Source organism: Micromonospora sp. WMMD712, assembly GCF_029581295.1.
Lineage (GTDB): Bacteria > Actinomycetota > Actinomycetes > Mycobacteriales > Micromonosporaceae > Micromonospora > Micromonospora carbonacea.
Genome location: NZ_CP120743.1, coordinates 5456390 through 5479885 on the forward strand (window position 1 = coordinate 5456390; position 23496 = coordinate 5479885).

Here is a 23496-nt window from a genome sequence, read left to right on the forward strand (position 1 = left end):
CACCCGTTGTGTCAGACTCGCCGTGTCCCTTTTCGAGCGGAAGCAGCCATTCATGACCCGACACCACGCCGTCCTCCCGGGCGGCGGCACCTCGCGCGCCCTTCCCGCGTGGGCGCGGCCCACCGCGCGGACGGCCCCCGGCGGCGGCGCGCTCCGGCACGTGACGTCACGCGGTCGACGTGCTGTCACCGGCGTTCGAGTGGTGTTCCCGCTGCCGGCCGAGCGCCAGGGCTGACCGTGCCGACGGCGATCGTGGTGGGTGCCGAGGGCCAGGACGGGGTGTTGTTGAGCCGGCTGTTGCGGGCCCACGACTACCGGGTGGTGCCGGTGGGCCGGCACGGCCCGGTCGACATCGTCCGGCCCGACGACGTGGCCGAACTGGTGGCCGAGCTGCGACCGGACGAGATCTACCTGCTGGCAGCGGTGCAGAACTCCGCGCAGGACCCGGTCGCCGATCCGGTGGAGCTGGCCCACCGGTCGTACGCCGTCAACACGTTGGCCGTGGTGCACTTCCTGGAGGCCGTCGAGCGGCACAGCCCGGCGACCAGGGTGTTCTACGCCGCCTCCTCACACGTCTTCGGCAGGCCGGACACGCCGGTACAGGACGAGACCACGCCGCTTCGACCGACCTCCGTCTACGGCATCAGCAAGGCGGCCGGTCTGCTGCATTGTCGTTCCTACCGGTCACGGGGGGTGTTCGCCTCGGTCGGCATCCTCTACAGCCACGAGTCCCCGCTCCGCCGCCCCGGCTTCGTGTCCCGCAAGATCGTGGACGCCGTGGTCCGCATCCAGCGCGGCGAGGCGTACCGGCTGGTGCTCGGCGGCCTGGCGGCCGAGGCGGACTGGGGCTACGCGCCGGACTACGTGGATGCGATGAGGCGGATCCTCGGCCTGGCGACAGCGGACGACTACGTGGTCGCCTCGGGGGTGCGGCGCACCGTCCGCGAGTTCGCGGAGACCGCCTTCGCCGCGGCCGGGCTGGACTGGCGCGACCACGTCGAGGAGAACGCCGCGGTGCTCACCCGGCCGAGCGTGCCGCTGGTCGGGGACGCGAGCCGGTTGCGGGCCGCGACCGGCTGGCGCCCGAGCGTCGACTTCACCGGCATGGTGCGGGCCCTGCTGCGGGCGGCGGGCGCCGACCTGGTCGGGACGGGCCAGGACGGATAGCCGACCGGTCCGTGCGCGCTGCTTGTCGGGCCTGGTCGGCTGGTCCGACTCCCTGCGTCGCCGTCGATCGATAACGGACCCTTTAGTAGGGAAATCACGGGACAGACTTCGGTACGGTCGAAGAACCAGTCGCCTCCACTGCCGGAGTCCATCGTGAACCACGTTCCTGTCGCGGTCCGAACATCCAGGATCGACTCGTGAAAGCGCTGGTATTGGCGGGTGGAATCGGCTCGCGAATGCGCCCGATCACCCACACGTCAGCGAAGCAGCTCATTCCGGTCGCGAACAAACCGGTCCTCTTCTACGGCCTGGAAGCAATTCGCGACGCCGGGATCCGGGAAGTCGGCATCATCGTCGGCAGCACCGCGCCGGAGATCGAGCGGGCAGTCGGTGACGGCTCGCAGTTCGGCTTGAAGGTGACCTACCTGCCGCAGGACGCCCCGCGCGGTCTGGGGCATGCGGTCCTGATCGCCCGGGACTTCCTCGGCGACGACGACTTCGTGATGTACCTGGGCGACAACTTCGTCCTCGGTGGCATCAACGACGCGGTCGAGCGGTTCCGCCGGGAACGCCCGCACGCCCAGCTGATGCTGACCAAGGTCAAGGATCCGCACGCCTTCGGCATCGCGACGATGGGCCCGGACGGCCGGGTCGTCGATGTCGAGGAGAAGCCCCGGTATCCCAAGAGCGACCTCGCTCTGGTGGGCGTGTACGTCTTCAGCCCTGTCGTGCACGAGGCGATAGCCGAACTGAAGCCCTCGTGGCGCAACGAACTGGAGATCACCGACGCCATCCAATGGCTGATCGACCACGACAGGCGTATCGAATCCACCATCATCACCGGATTCTGGAAGGACACCGGCAGCCTCGCGGACATGCTGGAGATGAACCGGTTCATCCTGGAAAGCCTCGACTCCGAGGTGAGTGGCGAGGTCAGTGCGGACACCGAGATCACCGGTCGGGTCGTGATCGGGCCCGGGGCGGTCATCACCGGGTCGCGGATCGTCGGGCCCGTCGTGGTCGGGGCCGGCTCGATCATCCGCAACTCGCAGCTCGGCCCGTTCACGTCGATCGACTGCGACTGCACCGTCATCGACAGCGAGATCGAGCAGTCCATCGTGCTCCGCGGCGCCTTCATCGACGGCATCGGCCGGATCGAGTGGTCGATGATCGGCCGTGAGGCGCGCCTGACCCCGGGCCCGCGCGCGCCGAAGACGTACCGCTTCGTCCTCGGCGACCACAGTGAAGTACGGGTAGGCGTGTAGTGCCGAGGGTCTTCGTGGCCGGTGGCGCCGGCTTCATCGGCTCGCACTACGTGCGGGAGCTCGTCGCCGGGGCGTACGCCGGGTGGCAGGGCTGCGAGGTCACGGTGCTCGACAGCCTCACCTATGCGGGAAACCTCGCGAATCTCGCCGGGGTGCGGGACGCCGTCACCTTCGTCCGCGGTGACATCTGCGACGGTCGACTGCTCGCCGAGGTTCTGCCCGGGCACGACGTGGTGCTGAACTTCGCGGCCGAGACCCACGTCGACCGGTCGATCGCCGACTCGGCCGAGTTCCTGCGGACCAACGTCCAGGGCGTCCAGTCGCTCATGCAGGCGTGCCTGACCGCCGGAGTGCCGACCATCGTCCAGGTCTCCACCGACGAGGTGTACGGCAGCATCGAGGCCGGATCGTGGAGCGAGGACGCGCCGCTGGCGCCGAACTCGCCGTACGCCGCGGCCAAGGCGGGCGGTGACCTGATCGCCCTGGCGTACGCGCGGACGTACGGACTGCCGGTCCGCATCACCAGGTGCGGCAACAACTACGGTCCGTACCAGTTCCCGGAGAAGGTGATCCCCCTCTTCCTCACCCGTCTGATGGACGGTCGGTCGGTCCCGCTCTACGGCGACGGGCGCAACGTCCGCGACTGGATCCACGTGGCCGACCACTGCCGTGGCATCCAGACGGTGGTCGAACGCGGTGCGCCCGGCGAGGTCTACCACATCGCCGGGACGGCCGAGCTGACCAACCTGGAACTCACCCAGCACCTGCTGGACGCGGTCGGCGGAAGCTGGGACGCCGTCGAGCGGGTGCCCGACCGTAAGGGCCACGACCGCCGCTACTCGCTTTCCGACGCGAAGCTCCGGGCCCTGGGCTACGCCCCGCGCGTCCCCTTCGCCGACGGCCTGGCCGAGACGGTCGCGTGGTACCGCGCGAACCGGCACTGGTGGGAGCCGCTGCGGAAGCAACTCGACGCCGTCCCGCACGACTGACGGTGCGGCACCGCGATTGTCCATGTTCTCAGCCAACCTTCGAAGGAGCCCGGTATGGCTCACTGCCTGGTCACGGGTGGCGCCGGTTTCATCGGTTCGCACCTGGCGGGACGGTTGACCAGTGACGGGCACCGGGTCACCGTGCTCGACGATCTCAGCGGCGGCAGCGCCTCCCGCGTGCCCGCGGGCGCCGATCTGATCGTCGGCTCGGTGACCGACGCCGACCTGGTGGAACAGGCCTTCGCCGAGCACCGCTTCGACCGGGTCTTCCACTTCGCGGCCTTCGCAGCCGAAGCGATCAGCCACTCGGTCAAGAAGCTCAACTACGGCACCAACGTGATGGGCAGCATCAACCTCATCAACGCGTCGTTGCAGACCGGGGTGTCGTTCTTCTGCTTCGCCTCCTCGGTCGCCGTCTACGGTCACGGTGAAACGCCGATGCGGGAAACCTCCATCCCGGTGCCGGCGGACAGCTACGGCAACGCCAAGCTCGTCATCGAGCGCGAACTCGAGGTGACGGCGCGGACGCAGGGCCTTCCGTTCACCGCCTTCCGCATGCACAACGTCTACGGCGAGTGGCAGAACATGCGCGACCCGTACCGGAACGCGGTCGCGATCTTCTTCAACCAGATCCTGCGTGGCGAGCCGATCACGGTCTACGGCGACGGCGGTCAGGTGCGGGCGTTCACGTACGTGGGCGACGTCGTGGACGTGGTGTGCCAGGCGCCCGACGTCGAGGAGGCCTGGGGCCGGAGCTTCAACGTGGGCGCGGCCAGCACCAACACCGTGCTGGAGCTCGCGGAGGCGGTCCGGGTGGCGGCCGGCGTTCCGGATCATCCGATCGTGCACCTGCCCGCGCGCGACGAGGTCCGGGTGGCGTACACCGCGACCGACAGCGCCCGGAAGGTCTTCGGCGACTGGGCGGACACCCGGCTGGCGGACGGACTGGCCCGGACCGCCACGTGGGCGGCCGGTGTGGGACCGACGGAACTGCGATCGTCGTTCGACATCGAGATCGGCGGCCATCAGGTTCCGGAGTGGGCGCGGCTTGTCGAAAAGCGCCTGGGATCGGCGCCTCGCTGACAGTGGTGAAAACACCAGTTTCCCGCGCGCACCCGAACACTAGGCTTGGAATCCATGGACCGTAGGGAGATTCAGCGTCGCGCGAAGGAACTCGAGCCGTGGGTGAACGGATTCGAGTTCGAGGGAATTCGTTATGTGGAGGGCTCCGACCACGGATATCTCCTCAGCCAGGATCCAGCCGATCGGGCCCGGGCGTTCTACGAGGCGTTTCCCGGTGCGACCCGGATCCTGGAGCTCGGTGCGCTCGAGGGTGCGGACACCCTCGCACTGGCCCGACAGCCCGGCACCAGCATTCTCGGGCTCGAGGGCCGCGAGGAGAATCTGCGCCGCGCCGAGTTCGTGATGGAGGTGCACGGCGCCACCAATGTGGAACTGCGGATCGCCGACGTGGAGACGCTCGACTTCGCCACCCTGGGGCGGTTCGACGCCGTCCTCTGCGCCGGCCTGCTGTATCACGTCCGGGAGCCCTGGGCGCTGCTCAAGGACGCCGCCCGGGTTTCCAACGGGATCTACCTGTCGACCCACTACTGGGGCAGTTCCGACGGGCTGGAGACGCTGGACGGGTATTCCGTCAAGCACGTCCGTGAGGAGCACCCGGAGCCCCAGGCCCGCGGGCTGAGCGTGGACGTGCGCTGGTTGGACCGGGCCTCGCTGTTCGCGGCCCTGGAGAATGCCGGCTTCGTCGAGATCGAGGTGCTGCACGAGCGCACGTCGGCGGAGGTCTGCGACATCGTCGTGGTCGGCCGTACCCGGCTGGGTGCGCAGATCCGTCGATTCCGGGAGGACGGCTTCGTCAACGCCGGTCCGGTCTTCGCCGACGACACGATCGCGCGGCTCAAGGCCGGTGCCATCGACCTGATCTCCCGCTTCACCGAGCACGGCCACGTCTCGGACGACTACTGGAACTACGACGTCGAGAACGAGGCTCCGGTGCTCTACCGGATCCACAACCTGGAGAAGCAGGACTGGGCCGAACGCGAGCTGCTGTTCCGCCCGGAACTGGCGGAGCTGGCCGCCGCGTTCGTCGGGTCACCGGTCGTGCCCACCGCCTTCGCCCTGGTCCTGAAGGAGCCGAAGCGGGCGGCCGGCGTCCCGTGGCACCGCGACCGGGCCAACGTCGCGCCGCACACCGTGTGCAACCTGAGCATCTGCCTGGACACCGCAGGCCCGGAGAACGGCTGTCTGGAAGGTGTTCCGGGCTCCCACCTGCTGCCCGACGACATCGACGTCCCGGAGATCCGCGACGGCGGGCCCCGAGTGCCCGTCCCGTCGAAGGCGGGCGACGTGATCGTGCACGATGTCCGGCTCGTGCACGGCTCGGGCCCCAACCCCAGCGACCAGTGGCGCCGAACCATCGTCATCGAGTTCGCGAATCCCGCGATCTCACTGCCGAGCCTCCCGTCCTGACCGGCCGGACGCGGATGCCGCCTGCGGCGACCCCACCGGGTGCCTCCGCGAACCTGTGCGGCCCGCGCCGCGCACGTGCCCACATCGGCCGCGGCAGATCGGCTCTGCCGCGGCCGATGTCCCGGCCGATCCGTCCGGTGCCCCGGCTCGTCGGCTAGCTCTTCGACGAGAGCAGCCCGGTCACGTGGTCGGCGATGGCCGTCACGGTGGGTTGCTGCCAGAAGACGGTGGTGGGTAGGCCCAGCCCGAGTCGTTTCTCCAGCCGACGCCGGATCACCACCGTCATCACGGAGTCCAGGCCCTGATCCGCGAGCGGGCGCCTCGGATGCAGGTCGTCCACCGCGAGCCGCATCTCGGTCGCGATCTGGAGACGAACCTCCTCCAGCACCCGTTCCCGCAGCTCGGCCGGCGGCAGGTCGGCAAAGGACATCGCCGGCTCCGCGGGGCTCGCCTCCTCGGTGCCGGCCGGGGCGGGCGGCTCGTCGATCACCGGGTAGCGCAGGCCGGGCAGCGCGGCCAGGACCCGGCCGTCCGCGGTGGCCACGAGGGCGTCCACCGTGTCGGGGCGGTCCTCGTCGAGCCGCACCTCGACGAGGACGGTCTCGGGCGGCGGGCCACTCGTGGCCACCTCGTCGATCTGCACCACCATCCGCAACTGCGGGATGCCGGGAAACGCCGCCGGCGCGATCGACATCACCGCGTCCAGCACCGACGCCCAGGTGGACGTCTCGGCGGTGTGGACGTGGGCCCGGAGGACGCCGTACCCGGAGAGCAGCTGATCCACCGACCAACCGAAACCGGTCGACGGGACGCCCACCTCGGCGAGCCGGCGATGGATCGACCCGGGGTCGGCCGGCTCCAGTCGGTACTGCTCGGGGTCCACGAGGGTCCGTCCCGTGAGCGCCGCCGCAGCACCGTCGGCCACGGTCGCGTCGGCGTGGACCAGCCACGGCGGATCCTCGCCGGCATCCCCGCCGGTGGCCCGGGAGGCGAGCCGGACGGCGTCGGCCTCCTGGATGACCTGGATCTCCCGCAGGTCCGCCGTCATCAGCGGGTGCCGCATCGCCACGTCGGCCAGGACCGGTGGCACGCCGTCCCGCTCGGCCGCCGCCAGGAACGTCACCACCAGCACGGCGGCGGGCACGATCTCGACGCCGTTGAGGCTGTGGCTGCCCGGGTAGGGCCGGTTGGCGTCGTCCAGGCTGGTCTCCCACACCCGCACCGCGCTCCCCGCCAGGCTGCGCCGCGCACCGAGCAGGGTGTGCGAATCAGGGTCGTGGCCGCGCCCCCCGCTCCGGGAGACCGGGGCGGGATAGTGCCAGTGGCTGCGGTGCCGCCACCGGTAGACCGGCAGGGTGACCAGTTCCCCCGACGGGTGCAGGGCCGTCCAGTCGACGGGCACCCCGATGCAGTGCATCCCGGCGAGTGCGGTCAGGAAGCCGCGTACCTCGGACTGATCGCGGCGCAGCGTGACGCCGACGTACGCCTCGTCGTCGGAACCGGCCAACGTCTCGTGGATCGAGTGGGTGACCACCGGATGCGGCGAAACCTCCACGAAGGCGCGGAAGCCATCGGCGAACGCCGCGGTGACCGCGGCGGCGAGCCGCACGGGCTGGCGCAGGTTCCCGGCCCAGTAGGCCCCGTCGGCCGTCATCGCCGCACGCGGGTCGTCCAGGGCGGTGGAGTAGACCCGGATCCGCGGGCTGTGCGGCGTGAAGTCGACGGCGGCGGTCAGCTCGTCGAGCAGCGGATCCATGTGCGGGCTGTGGAACGCCACGTCGGAGGCCACCCTGCGGGTCACCAGCCGCTCGGCATCCCACTGGGCGATCAGCGCATCCAGGGCCGAGGGGTCGCCGGAGACCACCGTCGACGACGGCGACGACGCGATGGCCGCCACCACGTCGCTGCGACCGGCCAACCGCTCGGCGACCTCCTCGAACGGCAACGACACCATGGCCATCGCGCCCTGGCCCGCGACGCGTCGCAGGAGCGCCGATCGCCGGCAGATCAACCGGCCGCCGTCCTCCACCGTCAGCAGGCCGGCGGTGACCGCGGCGGCGATCTCGCCGACGGAGTGGCCGATGACGGCGTCCGGGGTCACGCCCCGCGACCGCCACATCGCGGCCAGTCCCAGCTGCATGACGAAGATCATCGTCTGGATCCGGTCGACCGCGTCGAACTCACCCTCCAGCAACGCCTGCCGCGGCGAGAAGCCGATCTCCTCCAGGAAGACGGCCTCCAGGGAGTCGACCACCCCTGCGAACGCCGGTTCGGTGACGAGTAGTTCCCGGCCCATCCCCGCCCACTGGGAACCGTGGCCGGAAAAGACCCAGAGCAGCTTCGGAGGGTCCCCGAGCGGCGATCCCGTGACCACGCCGTCGACCGGTTCGCCCGCGGCCAGGCCGTGTAGCGCGGCACCGAGACCGTCCGCGTCGGCGGCCACGGCGACCGCCCGGTACGCGAGATGCGAACGCCGCATCGCCAGGGTGTGTCCCACGGAGGCCAGGTCGGCGTCCCGGGAGAGCCAGCCGGCGAGCGCCGACGCCTGCTCGGCCAACGACGCCGCCGAGGACGCGGAGATCGGGAACAGGGACTCACCGGTCAGCGGGCTGCGCTCCCGTCGCGTGCGCGGTGGGGCCTGCCCGAGCACGACGTGGGCCACCGTCCCGCCGTACCCGAAGCCGGACACGCCGGCCCGGCGCGGTCTCCCGCGATCGGGCCAGGACCGGTGACGGGTCACCACGCGGACGTTCAGCGCGTCCCAGGCGATGGCCGGATCGACGTCGGTGACGACCGGGGTGGCCGGTATCTCGGCGCGGTCCAGGGCGAGCACCGCCTTGATCACTCCGGCGATGCCCGCAGCGCCTTCCAGATGGCCGATGTTGGCCTTGACCGAACCGATCAGGCAGGGCTCGCCGTCGGCGCGAGCGTGCCCGTACACGGCACCGATCGCGGCGGCCTCCATCGGGTCGCCGAGCGGAGTGCCCGTGCCGTGCGCCTCGACGTAGTCGACCGAGCCGGGCGCTATCCCGCCGCTGCGCAGGGCCCGTTCCATCACGTGCTCCTGGGCCTGCCCGCACGGGGCCATGATCCCGTTGGTGCGACCGTCCTGGTTCACGGCGCTGCCGTGCAGCACCGCCAACACCCGGTCTCCGTCGCGCTCGGCATCGGCGAGAAGCTTCAGCACGACGACGCCGCAGCCCTCGCCGCGGCCGTACCCGTCGGCGGTGGCGTCGAAGGACTTGCTCCGCCCGTCCGGGGCCAGCGCACCCGCGGCGCCGAGAGTGATGGACTGGCCCGGGGAGACGATGAGATTGACGCCGCCGACCAGAGCCACCGTGCTCTCGCCCAGCCGCAGGCTCTGCGCGGCGAGGTGCAGGGCCACCAGCGAGGCCGAACACGCGGTGTCCACGGTGAGACTCGGCCCCCGTAGGTCCAGCACGTGGGAGACGCGGTTGGAGAGCGCGCAGGCGGCGGCGCCGATCCCGGTCCAGGCGTCGATGTACGGGAGGTTCTCGAGCTGGTGGGCACCGTAGTCGTAGGTGCAGGCACCGGCGAAGACACCGGTGTCCGTGCCGGCCAGCTCGCGCGGTGCGATGCCCGCGTGTTCCAGGGCCTGCCAGGCCACCTCCAGCAGCAGTCGCTGCTGGGGATCCATCAGCTCGGCCTCGCGTGGCGAGATGCCGAAGAAGTCGGCGTCGAAGCCGTCGATCTCGTTCAGGAAGCTGCCCGAACGGTTAGCCCGGCGTACGGCGTTCTCGAACTCGGGCCCCAGGTCCCGGTACGGCTCCCATCGGCTGGCCGGCACTTCGCCGGTGGTGTTGTGCCCGCCGGCGAGCAGGTCCCAGAAGCCGTCCGGGGAATTGACGTCGCCGGGGAACCGGCAACCGATGCCGATGACCGCGACCGATGGAGAGGCACCCGCGAGCGGCTTGATTGCTTTCGGTTCCACGAATATCCCCTGTTGTCGATTGCCTGAACGGACGGTCGGGTGGGCATCGCCTCGGGCGGGTTGCGCCCCGCGGCGGATCGAGGACTGCCGCGACCGGGCCGGTCGCCGCGACTCCGGGCGGCGTACCGCGCGTCAGACTCCATATCCCATACGGCGATCCAACGAACTCTACAAACGGTCTATATGACAGTGATATAGAACTTCTCCTAGACATTTTCTGACGCGCCCCCGGCAGGGCCTCCCGCGAGGCGATCCGGAACCGGACCCCCGCCCGGTCGTGCGGGTGCCCGGCTTGCGGTGGTTGGTGTGGACGCGCACCGGGCATGGGCGGCGGGCGTGGCCGCCGATCCGACGACCATCGGCGAATAGGGAAAGACCTAGAATCCGCCGGCGAGATGTCGGATCGGCAGCCGAGGGCTCGATCGGTCACGATGGACCGTGCGAGGATCACGCGGATGTTGTCGAAGGCACGGGAGTCATTGACGATGACCGAATACGGTGCCATCGCGCTGGATGTCGGTGGGGTCATCTATTACGATGAGCCGTTCGAGCTGGCGTGGCTGCAAGCGACGTACGATCTGCTCCGATCTGACGACCCGGCGATCACCCGGTCCGTTTTCATCGAGCATGTCGAGCGTTTCTACCAATCCCCGGACGACGGAGCCGCAGGCCGGACGCTGCTGCATTCGCCGGCCGCCGCCCGAGCCTGGGCGCAGATTCGCCGGGCCTGGCACGAACTCGCCCAGGAGATGCCGGGCGCGGTCCGGGCGGCGGTGACGCTGGCCCGCGAGGTCCCGACGGTGATCGTCGCCAACCAGCCCCCGGAGTGCGCGCGGGTGCTGGATGCCTGGGGACTGACAGCGGCCTGCGCGGGGGTCTTCCTCGATTCGCTCGTGGGCGTCGCCAAGCCCGATCCGGCGCTGCTGGGAATCGCCCTGGAGCACCTCGGTGTCGCCCCCGCCGACCTGCTGGTCGTCGGCAACCGGCACGACCACGACGTCCTACCGGCGCGGGCGCTCGGCTGCCCGGTCGCCTTCGTCCGCGCGGACCCCGGCTACCGGCCGCCGTCCGGCGTCCACCCCGACCTGATCCGGGCGTACACGTCGCTCCGCGCCGTCCGGACCGCGCCGCCGGCCGGTGACGACGAACGGGTGTCCGTCGTCGCCACGCTGGCGGCCCTGGCTCGTTTCTCGGCCACGGGCCTGCGCCCGGTCACTCGCGCCGAGTCGTCGTGACGGCAGCCCAGGTGAGGAGATGCCCGACGGCCGTCATCGGCGCCACCGGGTTCATCGGGTCCCGGCTCGTGGCCCAACTGACCCGCGCGGGGCACCCGGTCGCCCGCTTCAACCAGGCGCACCCGCCGGTGGTCGACGGGCGCCCGGCTGCCGGCCTGTGCGACGCCGAGATCGTACTGTTCCTCGCCGCACGGTTGAGCCCGGCGCTCGCCGAGCGCCATCCGGAACTGATCGTCGCCGAGCGCAGGCTGCTCGTCGACGTCCTGACGGCCCTGCGGCACTCCGCCCCCTTCCCGGTGTTCGTACTGGCCAGCTCAGGCGGCACGGTGTATTCGCCGGACGCGTGCCCGCCGTACGACGAATCGGCGTTGACCAGGCCCACGTCGGCGTACGGGCGCGCCAAGCTCGGGCTGGAACGCGAGCTGTTGGGTCACGCCGACCATGTCCGTCCCGTGATCCTGCGGCTCAGCAACGTCTATGGGCCCGGTCAGCGCCCGGCGCACGGCTACGGCGTGCTGTCGCACTGGCTGGACGCCGCGGCCAGGCGGCAGCCGATCCGGGTCTTCGGTGATCCGGAGGTGGTCCGCGACTACGTGCACGTGGACGACGTCGCCGAGATCCTCAAGGCCGTGCACCGCCGTACGGCCACCACCGGTCCGGAGGGAATCCCGACCGTGTTGAACGTCGGCTCAGGGGCGCCCACCTCCCTGGCCGATCTGCTCGCGGTGGTGTCGACCGTGGTCGACCAGCGGATCGAGGTGATCTGGGAAGGCGGTCGCCAGTTCGACAGAGGTGGCAACTGGCTGGACTCCTCGCTGGCACACGAGACCCTCGGCTGGCGGGCCAGGATCGGTCTGACGGACGGCGTACGTGGATGCTGGGAACACGTGCTCGCGCATCAGACCGCCGCCGAGCGATGATCACGCCCCCACCTCAGCAGGAGCTGATCATGAAGGACGCCCCACGCGGTCACGGCACCGTAGAGACACGCCAGCGGCAGGCGCAGGCGGGACTCCGGCGCGCTGCGATGCCGGTCCCACTCCTTCCGGAACCCCGCCCACGCCTGGCCACGCCGTGACTCGCACCGACCCTGCCAGTACGCCCGCCGCAGCAGGTAGCGCAGGGTCAGCCGGGCGGGATCCACGTCGTGCGTCACGGAGCAGTCCGGCAGGAGCTGCTCCCGGGCCCCCGCCTCCTTCATGAGCTTGACGAACGTGGTGTCCTCGCCGGACTGGAGGTTGCCACCCGTCCGGCTCAACGCGAGATCGAAGTCGAGGCCGTTGGCATGGGCGAAGGCGGTGTCCACCGCCATACAGGCACCCCAGATCTTGATCTCGCGGTCGTCCCGGTGCCAGCCGAGCAGGTGGAACTGACCGGACGTCACGTACCAGGGCAGGGGGCGTGGTGGGCGGGCGAGCCGAGTGCCGACGACGTGGGTGCCCGCGCGCAGGCTCTCGCGGACCGCCGTGACGGCCTTGGCGTCCAGCCGGACGTCGTCGTCGACGAACATCACGTGGTGATTCGGCCACCGGGCCAACATGAGATTCCGCGAGGCGGACAGGCCGCCGGTGGCGCCGAGAACGCGCATCGTTCCGCCGGCGGCATCCACCTCGGCCGCGACCGACTCCGCCTCCGGAGTGCTCGGCCGGTCCAACTGCACGAAGTACTCGTCACCGGACAGTTGGGCCAGGTTGTGGTGTAGGTGCTTACGCACATTCTCGACACTGAATGCGCATATAGCCACTACCATCGGATAATCGGAGGGCCCTTTTTTCTTCGTTTCCATGAGACCTCGAATCGTCCCTGCCGATGGGTCATGGGGTTGCACGGGCTGGTTTCCGTTCCGCTCAGTCGAGCCTTTCCCGGCAAACCTCCGGGGGCCAGGTCCCCACCGAAAGGATGCCCATCGAATACACCTTGGCGATGAGTGCGGGCCGATTGGGCACACGTAGCCGCTGCAACAACTTGCTGACGTGGTATTCGACGCCCTGGCGGCTCAGGTAGACCTTGTTCGCGATATGCACGGTGCGCTCACCCGCTGCGATGCTTTCGATGATGCGGGCATCCAACTCGGAGAGGGGAAGCTTCAGACCCACAGTTTCATCTCCAATCCCTACCATGGCTTGATTCGCAAGACGGGTCGATGGAACGGCGCACTGCGTCACGGTGTCGTCTTCCAACGCTTGGGCCAGGCCGAACCGGCCGTGAATCAGCCGGACGCAGGCGTGCTCAACCCGATGGAGGCCACCGAACCGGCGGCCGGCCGACGTAACGCGGTGCTGGGTCCGGACATTCGGCAGAAAGCGTCGCGCGACCAGCGGATTCCGAGACGATTGGTTGCCGGGTGCGGCAAGCTGGCGCAGCCGGTTCACCCGCCATCGGAGTTGAGCTGAAGGTGTCGGAAAACCTAGCTGACAGTAAACATCCCGTAGCAGTCGCACCCCCGCTTTGCCTGCGATCGATACGTAGGTCACCCGTGTGGCCACTCCCAGAACTGACCTAACGTGGCAGTAGTGTAACCGAAAGTTGCACGTATTGCCCGTCCTGATCGTGTAGATGATCGACCGTTGTCGCTCTCTGATCGGAATTAACCCATGCGGGTCCATCGATGCCTGCGTTCCGGGGTACGCCCTGCTCCGGGCCGCGTGCGGGGTGGTCCAGCGGCTTGGCCGTAGGGGCCACCAATGGATCGAACGCTACGCTGAGTCGCGGAATGGGCACTCTCGGCTCATGCCGAGGCTTAGTGGAACACCTAGTCTCCGGGGCCTGGATCGGCCGTTGAGCTGGGCGTTTTCGCCATCGATGACCTCTAGGGGGCTAAGGCGGCTTTCGAGTCGTCCGAACGCTTCGCCCGTTCTGCGGGGCCCGCAAGGGGGCCGGCGCGCGCCTCTCCGGTGCGGCCGTGGTCTCGCCGTGCCTCAGACCTCGTGGGGCAGCCGCACGCGCGGTTGCCCTGCTTTGACCCGAATTTCATCGATCAGGCGAGCCCGGGCGCAGATCTCCACCGTCTCGGCGGCACGCTGACCCGCGACTGCGACGGCTCCGACGAAGGCACGCAGCGTGTTGGCGAACTGATCCTCCGACGGAAGGGTCAGTTCCCGCCTGACCTCCTCGTGTTCCAGCCTGATGACGGGCCGTCGCGTGGCAGGGGGCGTGTAGGCGCGTTCGACGACGATCCGCCCCTCGCTGCCCCACAGCACATAGTCCGACCGGTACGCGTGCTCGAAGCCGAAGGTCAACTGGGCGGTCCGGCCGTCCGGAGTGGACAGCAGGGCGCTGCCGGACACGTCGACGCCGCGTTCGGGGTCCAGTTTCAGCGTCGCGCCGACGACCTCCAGCTCGGGACCGAGGAAGAGGCGGGCGGCGCTCAGCGGATACATGCTTGTGTCGAGCAACGCCCCACCGCCCAGATCCGGCCGGTAGCGGATGTCGTCCGGGCCGAGGGGAGGGAATCCGAACGCGGCGTTGACCTCGCGCAGTTCGCCGATCTCGCCGCCCTCCAGCAGATCCAGGACCGCGCTGTGCAGACCGTGCCGGAGAAAGGTCAGATTCTCCATCAGGGCGAGGCCGAGGGACCGGGCGCTCTCCACCATCGCCACGGTGTGGGCGTAGCGTGTGGTCAACGGCTTCTCCACCAGGACGTGCTTACCGGCCTCAAGCGCCCGGCCGACCCATTCGTGGTGCAACCCGGCGGGCAGGGGAATATACACCGCGTCCACGTCCGGCCGGCTCAGCAGCGAGCGGTAATCGGCGGCAGCCGCGCAGCCGAACTGACCGGCGAACGCACGGGCCTTCGCCTGTTCCCGGGCCGCGACGGCGACGAGTTCGGTCGTCGGCTCACGCAGGATCGCCGGCAGGGTCCGCCGCCGTGCGATGTCGGCACATCCCAGTACGCCGAACCGGATCGGATCGTTCACCACCGCTCGCTGGGGCACCTCACTCACCACAGGCTGTGCAGGCAGGCAAGCAGACTGCGTGCTTCGACGTTGAGGTAGTAGCCGTGCCGCAACAGCGTGGCGAGCTGATGGACGGCGACCCAGCAGAAGGTGTCCGGCACCACCGGAAGGTCGTCGCCGACCTCCACCAGCATGTAGCGGTTCTCGGCGCGGTAGAACCGGCCGCCCTCCTCCGCGAGGACGGTGTCGAACAGGATCCGCTCGCTCGGGGCGTTGAGTATCAGGTCGAGGAAGGGAGGCCGCTGTTCGGCATCCGCACTCGGCGTGCACTGGACCGTGGGTCCCATCTCCATGGCATCCAGCAGCCCCACCTGGAACCGAGCGTGCACCAGCACGTGCGCCACCCCATTGATGATCCTGAGCGCGAATGCGATGATCCCCCGCTGCCGCGGATGCAGCAACGGTTGACTCCACTCGGTGACCTCACGGTTGTCGATGCGTACCGTGACCCCGACGATGCTGAAGTGTCGACCGTCCTCGCGGGAGATCTCATACGGCGTGCGCCGCCAGCCGCGCAGGTCGCGGAGCGAGATCCGGCTCACCGCCAGCTCGTGCCGGCTCTTGGCCTCGGTGAACCAGCTCAGCACCGCCTCCGTGGAGCGGTGCGACGGACCCTCGCCGCTGGCGGACCGGGCCAGCGCGGCGGCCATGGCGGAGTTCGCGGGGACCGCTCCCGAGCCGGCGAAGAAGGTCGACGGCAGGCAGGACAGCACGGAACGGGTGTCCATGTTGACCAGTACGTCGATGCGCAGGAGCCGCCGAACCTCGTGCAGCGGCAGCCAGTAGTGGTAGTCGGAGGGCGGCACGTCGTCGACCAGCACGACCATGTTGCGGTTCCGCTTGTGCAGGAACCAGGAGCCCTGCTCGGACTGCAACACGTCGACCAGGACCCGTCCGGCGCCCGGCCGGGTGAAGTATTCGAGGTACCTCGTGCCGCCGCCCCCGTGGACCCGCGTGTAGTTGCTGCGGGTCGCCTGCACGGTGGGCGACAGCTGCATCATGTTGATGTTGCCCGGCTCGACCTTCGCCTGCAACAGGCAGTGCGGGACGCCGTCGACGAGCTTCATCAACATGCCGAGAATCCCGATCTCCGGCTGGTTGATGATCGGCTGGTACCACTCCGCCACCGCACCGTACGTCGTTCGCACGTGCACGCCCTCGACCACGAAGAAGCGGCCGCTCTCGTGCGCCAGGTTGCCGGTGGTCTCGTCGAACGCCCAACCACGCAGCTCGTCCAGCCGGATCCGCTCGACCTCGCAGGAGGTCATCGTCGACCGTTCGGCGAGCCAGGACCGGAAGGCGGGGCTCACCCCGCCCGCCGCCGGCTCCCACCACTCCATCGGGTCGTCCCCGGACGTCATGAGCTTGCCCTCGGACAACGCGGGAAGCTCGCTCACCACAGATCGGCCAGCTCGCGAATGACGCCGCCCTCACTGCACTGCGGACCCGACAGCAGCCGGAGATCGCTGTCGACCATCATCCCGACCAGCTCCTCGAAGTAGACCGTCGGCTTCCAGCCGAGGCGCTGCTGGGCCTTCGTCGCGTCGGCGCAGAGCAGGTCGACCTCGGCCGGACGCTGGAGCGCCTCGTCGAGGACGACGTGGTCACGCCAGTCCAGGTCGACGTGGGCGAAGGCCAGCTCGACCAGCTCCCGCACGCTGTGCGCGATCCCGGTGCCCAGGACGTAGTCGTCAGGCTCGTCCTGGGCGAGCATCATCGACATGCCGCGGACGTAGTCGCCGGCGAAACCCCAGTCCCGCTCGGCCATCAGATTGCCCAGTCGCAACGAGTCCCGGAGCCCCAGTTTCACCGCCGCCGCGCCCAGCGACACCTTTCGCGTCACGAACTCCGGTCCGCGGATGGGTGATTCATGGTTGAAGAGCATGCCGGATACCGCGTACATGCCGTACGACTCGCGGTAGTTCTGCACGGTGTAGTGGCCGAACACCTTGGCGACGCCGTACGGACTGCGTGGGTGGAAGGGCGTCAGCTCATTCTGGGGGGTCTCCCGTACCTTGCCGAACATCTCGGACGACGAGGCCTGATAGAAGCGTGGCCGACCCGGGCCGGGGGTACGCGAGCTGGTGATGCCTGCGACGATCCGGACGGCTTCGAGCATGCGCACCACGCCCGTCCCGGTGATCTCCGCCGTGGTGTTGGGCTGCCGCCACGAGGTGGGGACGTAGGACAGTGCGCCGAGATTGTAGATCTCGTCCGGCCGAACCCTGTCCACCGCCGAGATCAGGCTCGACTGGTCCATCAGGTCGCCGTTGACAAGCCGGACGTCGGGGTGCACCTGCCGGCCGCAGCGGGCGCTCGGCGAATTCTGGCCGCGCACCATTCCATAGACGTCATATCCAGCGGCCAGGAGGTGCCGCGAAAGATAAGTACCGTCCTGACCGGTAATCCCTGTGATCAGCGCTCGCCTAGTCAGGATAATCTCCAGCCCCTGTGACCAACCCTCGATGTGATCGCGTCGAGGGATGGCGAACTACCGGGTTGCCCCGAGGAAAGGCATGTCCCGTTGCCGTGACTCACGGTACTGGAAAATGGAGCAGGGATCACCCTTCTCGAATGCAATATAGGGAGCTCACTAGAGGGTGCAGCCGTGCGCGAAGAACCGGCAATCCGTCACGCTTACGGGTGGGCCGGCCCGGCGTCGTTGAGGTCGGCCGCCACGAACAGGGCCGCCGCTCGTGTGCCCACCCTCAGTTTTCGCCGGGGGCGTGCCGCCCCGATCGGCGGAACCCGGCGGCCCCGCACGATCACCGCGATCACCGCGGCCGGTCGAAGCACCGAAGCAACGGCGGTGAGCATTCCGTGCAGGCCCCGACCGGCATGACCGCCGGTCCACTCCGTCTGTTCGCCGTACGGGACGTCCGTCACGACGAGATCCGGTTCGCTGCCCCCGACCGCCGAGGCCAGCGCCGTCGGGTCGAAGACGTCGGCCTGTCGGACGGCGTACGGCAGGGGGCCGCCGGCAGCCTCGAGCCGGCGGCTCAGCCGTCCGGCCGCCGCCGCGGCCTCGGCGTAGCCGGGCTTGTCGAAGCGTCGAGCCCGCTCGGTCAACTCCGCAGCCCGTGCCGCCAGGCCACCCTCGGCGAGCAGACCGACATTGGCTGCCGCCAATGTCAGGGCCGCGTCGGCGTCGATGTCCGAGGCCAGCAGTCTCGCGATCGACCGCCGGTGCAGAATCCCGAGCACGGTCAGCAGGTAACCGCTGCCGCAGCACGGATCCCACAGGACCACCGGGTCGGTGCCGCCGCGCACGTCGAGCGCGTGCTGGAACACCTCGGACGCGAGCCGCACGGGGAAGGCGGGAAAGCCCGGGGCGGACCGGAGAACCGCCCCGCTCGCGAGATCGCCGTAGTCGTCCCGTGTCGTCTCGTACCGATAGCCCACCCTGCTCCGATCTCTCCGCACGCCAGGGTAGCAATGGGTGTGGCGGGCGCCGCAGCGCCGCTACGCACCCGCCGGGAACGAGCTTGGGGCCGGGCCGCTCATGCCTCGACGTCGCAACCGTCCTGGTCCCTGATCCACTGGTAGGCCCTGGCGATTCCCTCGGCGAGCGCTGTCCGTGCGGTCCAGTTCAACTCCCGGCCGGCCCGGGTCACATCGAGGGCGGAATGCTGGAGCTCGCCGAGACGGGCGGCCGCGAACACCGGCTGGACCGCCCGGTCGGCCGTCGCGGCGATCACCTCCAGCAACTCGAGGATGCTGGTGGAGGTGCCGGTGCCGATGTTCCACACGCCCGCGCCGCCGTGCTCGGCCGCGGCCAGGAACGCTTCGACCACGTCGGCCACGTAGACGTAGTCGCGGGTCTGCTTGCCGTCGCCGAAGATCGTGGGCCGGCGGCCGGAGAGCAGGTTCCCGCAGAATATGGACACCACGCCCGCCTCGCCGGCGGGATCCTGGCGCGGGCCGTAGACGTTGCCCAGTCGCAGGACCGCGTGGGCGGTGCCGTACAGCCGGTTGTAGAGGGCCACGTACTGCTCCGCGCAGTACTTGGCGGCGCCGTACGGCGCCGCAGGCTCCGGGCGGGCGTCCTCGGGTGACGGGATCGCGCTGATCGCCCCGTACAGGGCTCCGCCGGTGGAGGCGAACACCACCCGGGCCCCGACGGTTCGGGCCGCCTCCAGGACGTTGACGGTGCCGAGCACGTTGACCCCGGTGTCGCCGCTGGCATCCGCGACCGAGGTGCGGACGTCGGCCTGCGCGGCGAGATGGTAGATCAGGTCCGGACGGGCGTCCGCCACGATCGCGGTGAGAGCCCTCCCGTCGGTGATGGACTCCTGATGGAAGGTGACACGGACGGCCAACCGGCCGCGCCGGCCGGTGGAGAGGTCGTCGACCACGGTGACGGTGTCGCCGCGCTCCAGCAGGGCGTCGACCAGGTGTGAGCCGATGAAGCCGGCGCCACCTGTCACGAGGACGCGCATGGACGGGGATCCGTGGCGGAAGAAGGAATTGACTTCGTCGGCCCTGCGATAAACAGTATCTTCACGAGGCCCTCCGTGTGTGTCCGCCGAATGTATATGGGAACGGCTCGTCGGCACAGGCCGGAAACGGCCCCGCATTGAAGCTCGAGTGATACGCCTAGACTTCACCGCCACCGGCTACTGGAGGGCCTACGCTAACCGGTGTCCACACATTCGCGGGCCGCATGTGCGTTGGCGTCGTTCCCGGCCGTCAGCCATGCAATGGTGGTTTCGGTCGCGGGTAGGCGACCAGGGTCGGAATAGTGCAAAAGGAAGCGGGCGATGGCTACAGACACGGCGAATTCGCCGGTGGTGGGAGACCTGCGGGCACCGAGCACACCGGAAGGCCGCACCATGGTCGACCTGCTGACCGGCGTGCTCCCGCAGATCCGGTCGGAGGCCGGTGACAACGACCGGGACGGCACGTTCCCGGTCGAGGTGTTCGGGCAGTTGGCCAAGCTCGGCCTGATGGGCGCGACCGTGCCCACCGCGCTCGGCGGGCTCGGCGTCCACCGCCTGTACGACGTCGCCGTCGCCCTGATGCGCCTGGCCGAAGCGGACGCCTCCACCGCCCTGGCACTGCACGTCCAGCTCAGCCGCGGGCTCACCCTGACCTACGAATGGATGCACGGCTCCCCGCCGGTGCGGGCGCTGGCCGAGCGGCTGCTGCGGGCGATGGCGACGGGGGAGGCCGCCGTCTGCGGGGCCCTGAAGGACGCGCCGGGCGTCCTCACCGAACTGACCGCCGACGGTTCCGGCGGCTGGCTGCTCAACGGCCGCAAGATCCTGGTCAGCATGGCGCCGATCGGTACCCACTTCTTCGTGCACGCCCAGCGCCGGGACGCCGACGGCAACGTGGTGCTGGCCGTTCCGGTGGTGCGGCGCGACGCGCCCGGGCTGACCGTCGGCACGCACTGGGACGGCCTCGGCATGCGGGCCTCCGGCACCCTCGACGTCAGCTTCCACGACTGTCCGGTCGCCGCCGACCACGTTCTCGACCGCGGGCCGGCCGGCGCGCGCCGGGACGCCGTCCTGGCCGGGCAGACGGTCAGCTCGATCACCATGCTCGGGATCTACGCCGGTGTCGCGCAGGCCGCGCGGGACCTCGCCGTCGAGACGTACGCGCGCCGTCGATCGCGGCCGGCGGCCGCCCTCGCCCTGGTGGCCGGCATCGACACGCGGCTGTACACGCTCCGGGCCGTCGCCGGCGCCGCGCTGCTCAACGCGGACCTCCTATCCGCGGACCTGACCGGCGATCTCGACGAGCGCGGGCGCGGGATGATGACCCCGTTCCAGTACGCGAAGATGACCGTCAACGAACTGGCCCCGGCGGTCGTCGACGACTGCCTCTCGCTGCTCGGCGGCCAGGCGTACGACGGGCAGCACCCGTTGGCACGGCTCTACCGCGACGTCCGGGCCGGTGGGTTCATGCAGCCCTACAGCTATGTGGATGGCGTCGACTACCTGAGCGGCCAGGCGCTGGGCGCGGACCGGGACAACGACTACATGAGCGTTCGGGCGCTCCGCTCCCCGGATCCGGCGGGAGAAAGGTGAACATGACCATCCGAGTGTGGGACTACCTGCCGGAATACGAGAAGGAACGGGCCGACCTGCTCGACGCGGTGGAGACGGTCTTCGAGTCGGGCAACCTCGTGCTCGGCCGCAGCGTGCTCGGCTTCGAGAGCGAGTTCGCCGCGTACCACGACGTGGCGCACTGCGTCACGGTGGACAACGGCACCAACGCGATCAAGCTGGCCCTGCAGGCGTTGGGCGTGGGGCCCGGCGACGAGGTGGTCACCGTGGCCAACACGGCGGCGCCGACCGTGCTGGCGATCGACGCCGTCGGCGCGATCCCGGTCTTCGTGGACATCCGGCCGGACGACTACCTGATGGACACGACCCAGGTGGCCGACGTGATCACCCCGGCGACCAAGGCTCTGCTGCCCGTCCACCTCTACGGCCAGTGCGTGGAGATGGCGCCGCTGCAGCGGCTGGCCCGCGAGCACGGGCTGCTGGTGCTGGAGGACTGCGCGCAGTCGCACGGCGCACGGCACGCAGGGCAGCTCGCCGGGACCATGGGCGACGCGGCGGCCTTCTCCTTCTATCCGACCAAGGTGCTGGGCGCCTACGGTGACGGCGGCGCCGTGCTCACCGGCAGTGAGACCGTGGACCGTGACCTGCGCCAACTGCGCTACTACGGCATGGAGAGCGTGTACTACGTCGTGCAGACGCCCGGCCACAACAGCCGGCTGGACGAGGTGCAGGCGGAGATTCTCCGGCGCAAGCTGCGCCGGCTCGACGAGTACATCGCCGGCCGCCGCGCGGTGGCCGAGCGCTACGCCGCCGGGCTGGGCGACATCGCCGAGGCGACCGGGCTCGTCCTGCCCGCCCTCGCCGACGCCAACGAACACGTCTTCTACCTCTACGTCGTCCGTCATCCGCAGCGGGACGCGATCCTGGAGCAACTGAAGCGGCGTGGAATCACGCTGAACATCAGTTACCCGTGGCCGGTGCACACCATGACCGGCTTCTCGAAGCTCGGCTATGCCGCCGGATCGCTGCCGGTCACCGAGCGGATCGCCGACGAGATCTTCTCCCTGCCCATGTACCCGTCCCTGCCGGTCGACGTGCAGGACACGGTGATAGGTGCATTGCGCGACGTACTCACGACGCTCTGAGCCGCCGGTAGCACTGGAGGACGCCACCCATGATCAGCCCAGCCGACCGGGCACGGCCACAGGCCACCTGCCGCGCCTGCGGTGGAACCGTCGTGCAGTTCCTCGACCTCGGCCGCCAGCCACTGTCCGACCGCTTCCTGACCGAACCGGAGATCCCGCAGGAGTACTTCTTCCAACTCGCCGTCGGCCTCTGCGAGACGTGCACGATGGTGCAGCTCATGCAGGAGGTCCCCCGGGAGCGGATGTTCCACGAGGACTACCCGTACTACTCGTCCGGTTCCGCCGTCATGCAGAAGCACTTCGCCGACACCGCCCGGCACCTGTTGGAGACGGAGGCAGGCGGCCCGGACCCGTTCGTGGTCGAGATCGGCTGCAACGACGGGGTGATGCTGCGGACCGTGCACGAGGCCGGCGTCCGGCACCTGGGCTTCGAGCCGTCGGGCAAGGTCGCCGAAGCGGCAAGGGCCAAGGGCCTTCGGGTACGCGGGGACTTCTTCGAGGAGTCCACCGCCCGTGAGGTACGCGCGAGCGACGGCCCCGCAGATGTGATCTTCGCGGCGAACACCATCTGCCACATCCCGTACCTCGACTCGATCCTGCGGGGTGTCGACGCGCTGCTCGGGCCGGACGGCGTCTTCGTCTTCGAGGACCCTTACCTGGGCGACATCCTGGCGAAGACGTCGTTCGACCAGATCTACGACGAGCACTTCTTCCTGTTCTCGGCGCGCTCCGTGCAGGCGTTGGCCGCGTCGTTCGGGTTCGAGCTGGTCGACGTGGACCGGCTGGCCGTGCACGGCGGCGAGGTCCGCTACACGCTGGCCCGTGCGGGTGCACGCCGCCCGGCGGACCGGGTGGCCGCGCTGATCGCCGAGGAGGACGCGGGCGGCGTCGCGACGCTGGCCCGGCTGGACCAGTTCGCTGCCCAGGTCGGCCGGATCCGCGACGACCTGCGGGCGTTGCTCGAACGGCTGACGGCGGAGGGCAAACGGGTGGTGGCCTACGGGGCGACCGCCAAGAGCGCGACCGTGGCGAACTTCTGCGGCATCGGGCCGGACCTGGTGTCGCGGGTGTACGACACGACGCCCGCCAAACAGGGCCGCCTGACCCCGGGCACGCACATCCCGGTTCATCCGGCGAGCGAGTTCCCGACCGACCCGCCGGACTACGCGCTGCTCTTCGCGTGGAACCACGCCGACGAGATCATGGCGAAGGAACAGGCGTTCCGGCAGGCCGGCGGGGCCTGGATCCTGTACGTGCCGCACGTTCACGTGCGGGATTGAGTGGGG

At 69.7% G+C, this 23496-nt stretch carries 18 protein-coding genes; 10 read left to right on the top strand and 8 right to left on the bottom strand.

Going from position 1 to position 23496, the window contains the following annotated elements; translation table 11 throughout:
• Positions 1–237 precede the first annotated feature (237 nt).
• The 5 genes from O7633_RS23800 (at position 238) to O7633_RS23820 (ending at position 5911) form a co-directional block, all read left to right on the top strand.
• The gene (locus O7633_RS23800; protein WP_282323983.1) at positions 238–1167 is read left to right on the top strand and encodes a GDP-mannose 4,6-dehydratase; all 930 of its coding nucleotides are present in this window, start codon (positions 238–240) and stop codon (positions 1165–1167) included.
• Between the two features lie 197 nt (positions 1168–1364).
• Positions 1365–2432: a glucose-1-phosphate thymidylyltransferase gene (locus O7633_RS23805; RefSeq protein WP_278131726.1), complete on the top strand. Its 1068-nt coding sequence runs from the start codon at positions 1365–1367 to the stop codon at positions 2430–2432.
• A gap of 14 nt (positions 2433–2446) precedes the next feature.
• Entirely contained in the window at positions 2447–3421 is a 975-nt protein-coding gene (gene rfbB / locus O7633_RS23810) for a dTDP-glucose 4,6-dehydratase (RefSeq protein ID WP_278131728.1), read from the top strand.
• Positions 3422–3475: 54 nt separating this feature from the next.
• Positions 3476–4504, top strand: coding sequence for an NAD-dependent epimerase/dehydratase family protein (locus O7633_RS23815; RefSeq protein ID WP_282323984.1), 1029 nt, complete (start codon positions 3476–3478; stop codon positions 4502–4504).
• A gap of 54 nt (positions 4505–4558) precedes the next feature.
• Positions 4559–5911, top strand: coding sequence for a phytanoyl-CoA dioxygenase family protein (locus O7633_RS23820; protein ID WP_282323985.1), 1353 nt, complete (start codon positions 4559–4561; stop codon positions 5909–5911).
• A gap of 154 nt (positions 5912–6065) precedes the next feature.
• On the opposite strand, the gene O7633_RS23825 is transcribed toward O7633_RS23820, so the two are convergent.
• Positions 6066–9863, bottom strand: a complete 3798-nt coding sequence (locus tag O7633_RS23825; RefSeq protein ID WP_282323986.1) for an acyltransferase domain-containing protein — start codon at positions 9861–9863, stop codon at positions 6066–6068.
• A gap of 455 nt (positions 9864–10318) precedes the next feature.
• Here O7633_RS23825 and O7633_RS23830 point away from each other — a divergent pair, with 455 nt between their 5' ends.
• Positions 10319–11098 (top strand): HAD family hydrolase, encoded by a 780-nt coding sequence (locus tag O7633_RS23830; protein WP_278131736.1) that lies wholly within the window; start codon positions 10319–10321, stop codon positions 11096–11098.
• A gap of 11 nt (positions 11099–11109) precedes the next feature.
• The gene (locus O7633_RS23835; protein WP_282328625.1) at positions 11110–12018 is read left to right on the top strand and encodes an NAD-dependent epimerase/dehydratase family protein; all 909 of its coding nucleotides are present in this window, start codon (positions 11110–11112) and stop codon (positions 12016–12018) included.
• Here O7633_RS23835 and O7633_RS23840 read toward each other — a convergent pair.
• The 7 genes from O7633_RS23840 to O7633_RS23870 all read right to left on the bottom strand — a co-directional run bounded on the left by O7633_RS23840 (position 11997) and on the right by O7633_RS23870 (position 19493).
• Positions 11997–12812 (bottom strand): glycosyl hydrolase, encoded by an 816-nt coding sequence (locus O7633_RS23840; protein ID WP_282323987.1) that lies wholly within the window; start codon positions 12810–12812, stop codon positions 11997–11999. The genes O7633_RS23835 and O7633_RS23840 overlap by 22 nt on opposite strands.
• 133 nt (positions 12813–12945) lie before the next feature.
• On the bottom strand, positions 12946–13470 hold the full coding sequence (locus tag O7633_RS23845) for a LuxR C-terminal-related transcriptional regulator (RefSeq protein WP_282323988.1): 525 nt from the start codon (positions 13468–13470) through the stop codon (positions 12946–12948).
• Positions 13471–14016: 546 nt separating this feature from the next.
• Positions 14017–15015, bottom strand: coding sequence for a Gfo/Idh/MocA family oxidoreductase (locus O7633_RS23850; RefSeq protein WP_282323989.1), 999 nt, complete (start codon positions 15013–15015; stop codon positions 14017–14019).
• Positions 15016–15038: 23 nt separating this feature from the next.
• Positions 15039–16451 carry an NDP-hexose 2,3-dehydratase family protein gene (locus O7633_RS23855; RefSeq protein WP_282323990.1) on the bottom strand — a complete coding sequence of 471 codons (1413 nt, stop codon included), beginning with the start codon at positions 16449–16451 and terminating at the stop codon, positions 15039–15041.
• Positions 16448–17539, bottom strand: coding sequence for a GDP-mannose 4,6-dehydratase (locus tag O7633_RS23860; RefSeq protein ID WP_348776343.1), 1092 nt, complete (start codon positions 17537–17539; stop codon positions 16448–16450). The genes O7633_RS23855 and O7633_RS23860 overlap by 4 nt, the downstream gene beginning before the upstream one ends.
• A 152-nt stretch (positions 17540–17691) precedes the next feature.
• Positions 17692–18477 carry an rRNA methyltransferase gene (locus tag O7633_RS23865; RefSeq protein WP_348776299.1) on the bottom strand — a complete coding sequence of 262 codons (786 nt, stop codon included), beginning with the start codon at positions 18475–18477 and terminating at the stop codon, positions 17692–17694.
• A gap of 77 nt (positions 18478–18554) precedes the next feature.
• Positions 18555–19493: an NAD-dependent epimerase/dehydratase family protein gene (locus O7633_RS23870; RefSeq protein WP_282323991.1), complete on the bottom strand. Its 939-nt coding sequence runs from the start codon at positions 19491–19493 to the stop codon at positions 18555–18557.
• 321 nt (positions 19494–19814) lie between these two features.
• Here O7633_RS23870 and O7633_RS23875 point away from each other — a divergent pair, with 321 nt between their 5' ends.
• From O7633_RS23875 to O7633_RS23885, 3 genes are read left to right on the top strand one after another with little or no spacing between them, the layout of a single operon-like run.
• Positions 19815–21086, top strand: a complete 1272-nt coding sequence (locus O7633_RS23875) for an acyl-CoA dehydrogenase family protein (protein ID WP_278131749.1) — start codon at positions 19815–19817, stop codon at positions 21084–21086.
• A 2-nt stretch (positions 21087–21088) separates the two neighbouring features.
• Positions 21089–22210: a DegT/DnrJ/EryC1/StrS family aminotransferase gene (locus O7633_RS23880; RefSeq protein ID WP_282323992.1), complete on the top strand. Its 1122-nt coding sequence runs from the start codon at positions 21089–21091 to the stop codon at positions 22208–22210.
• Positions 22211–22239: 29 nt separating this feature from the next.
• A complete protein-coding gene (locus tag O7633_RS23885; protein WP_282323993.1) occupies positions 22240–23490 on the top strand; it encodes a class I SAM-dependent methyltransferase in 1251 nt (416 codons plus the stop codon).
• Positions 23491–23496 lie beyond the last annotated feature (6 nt).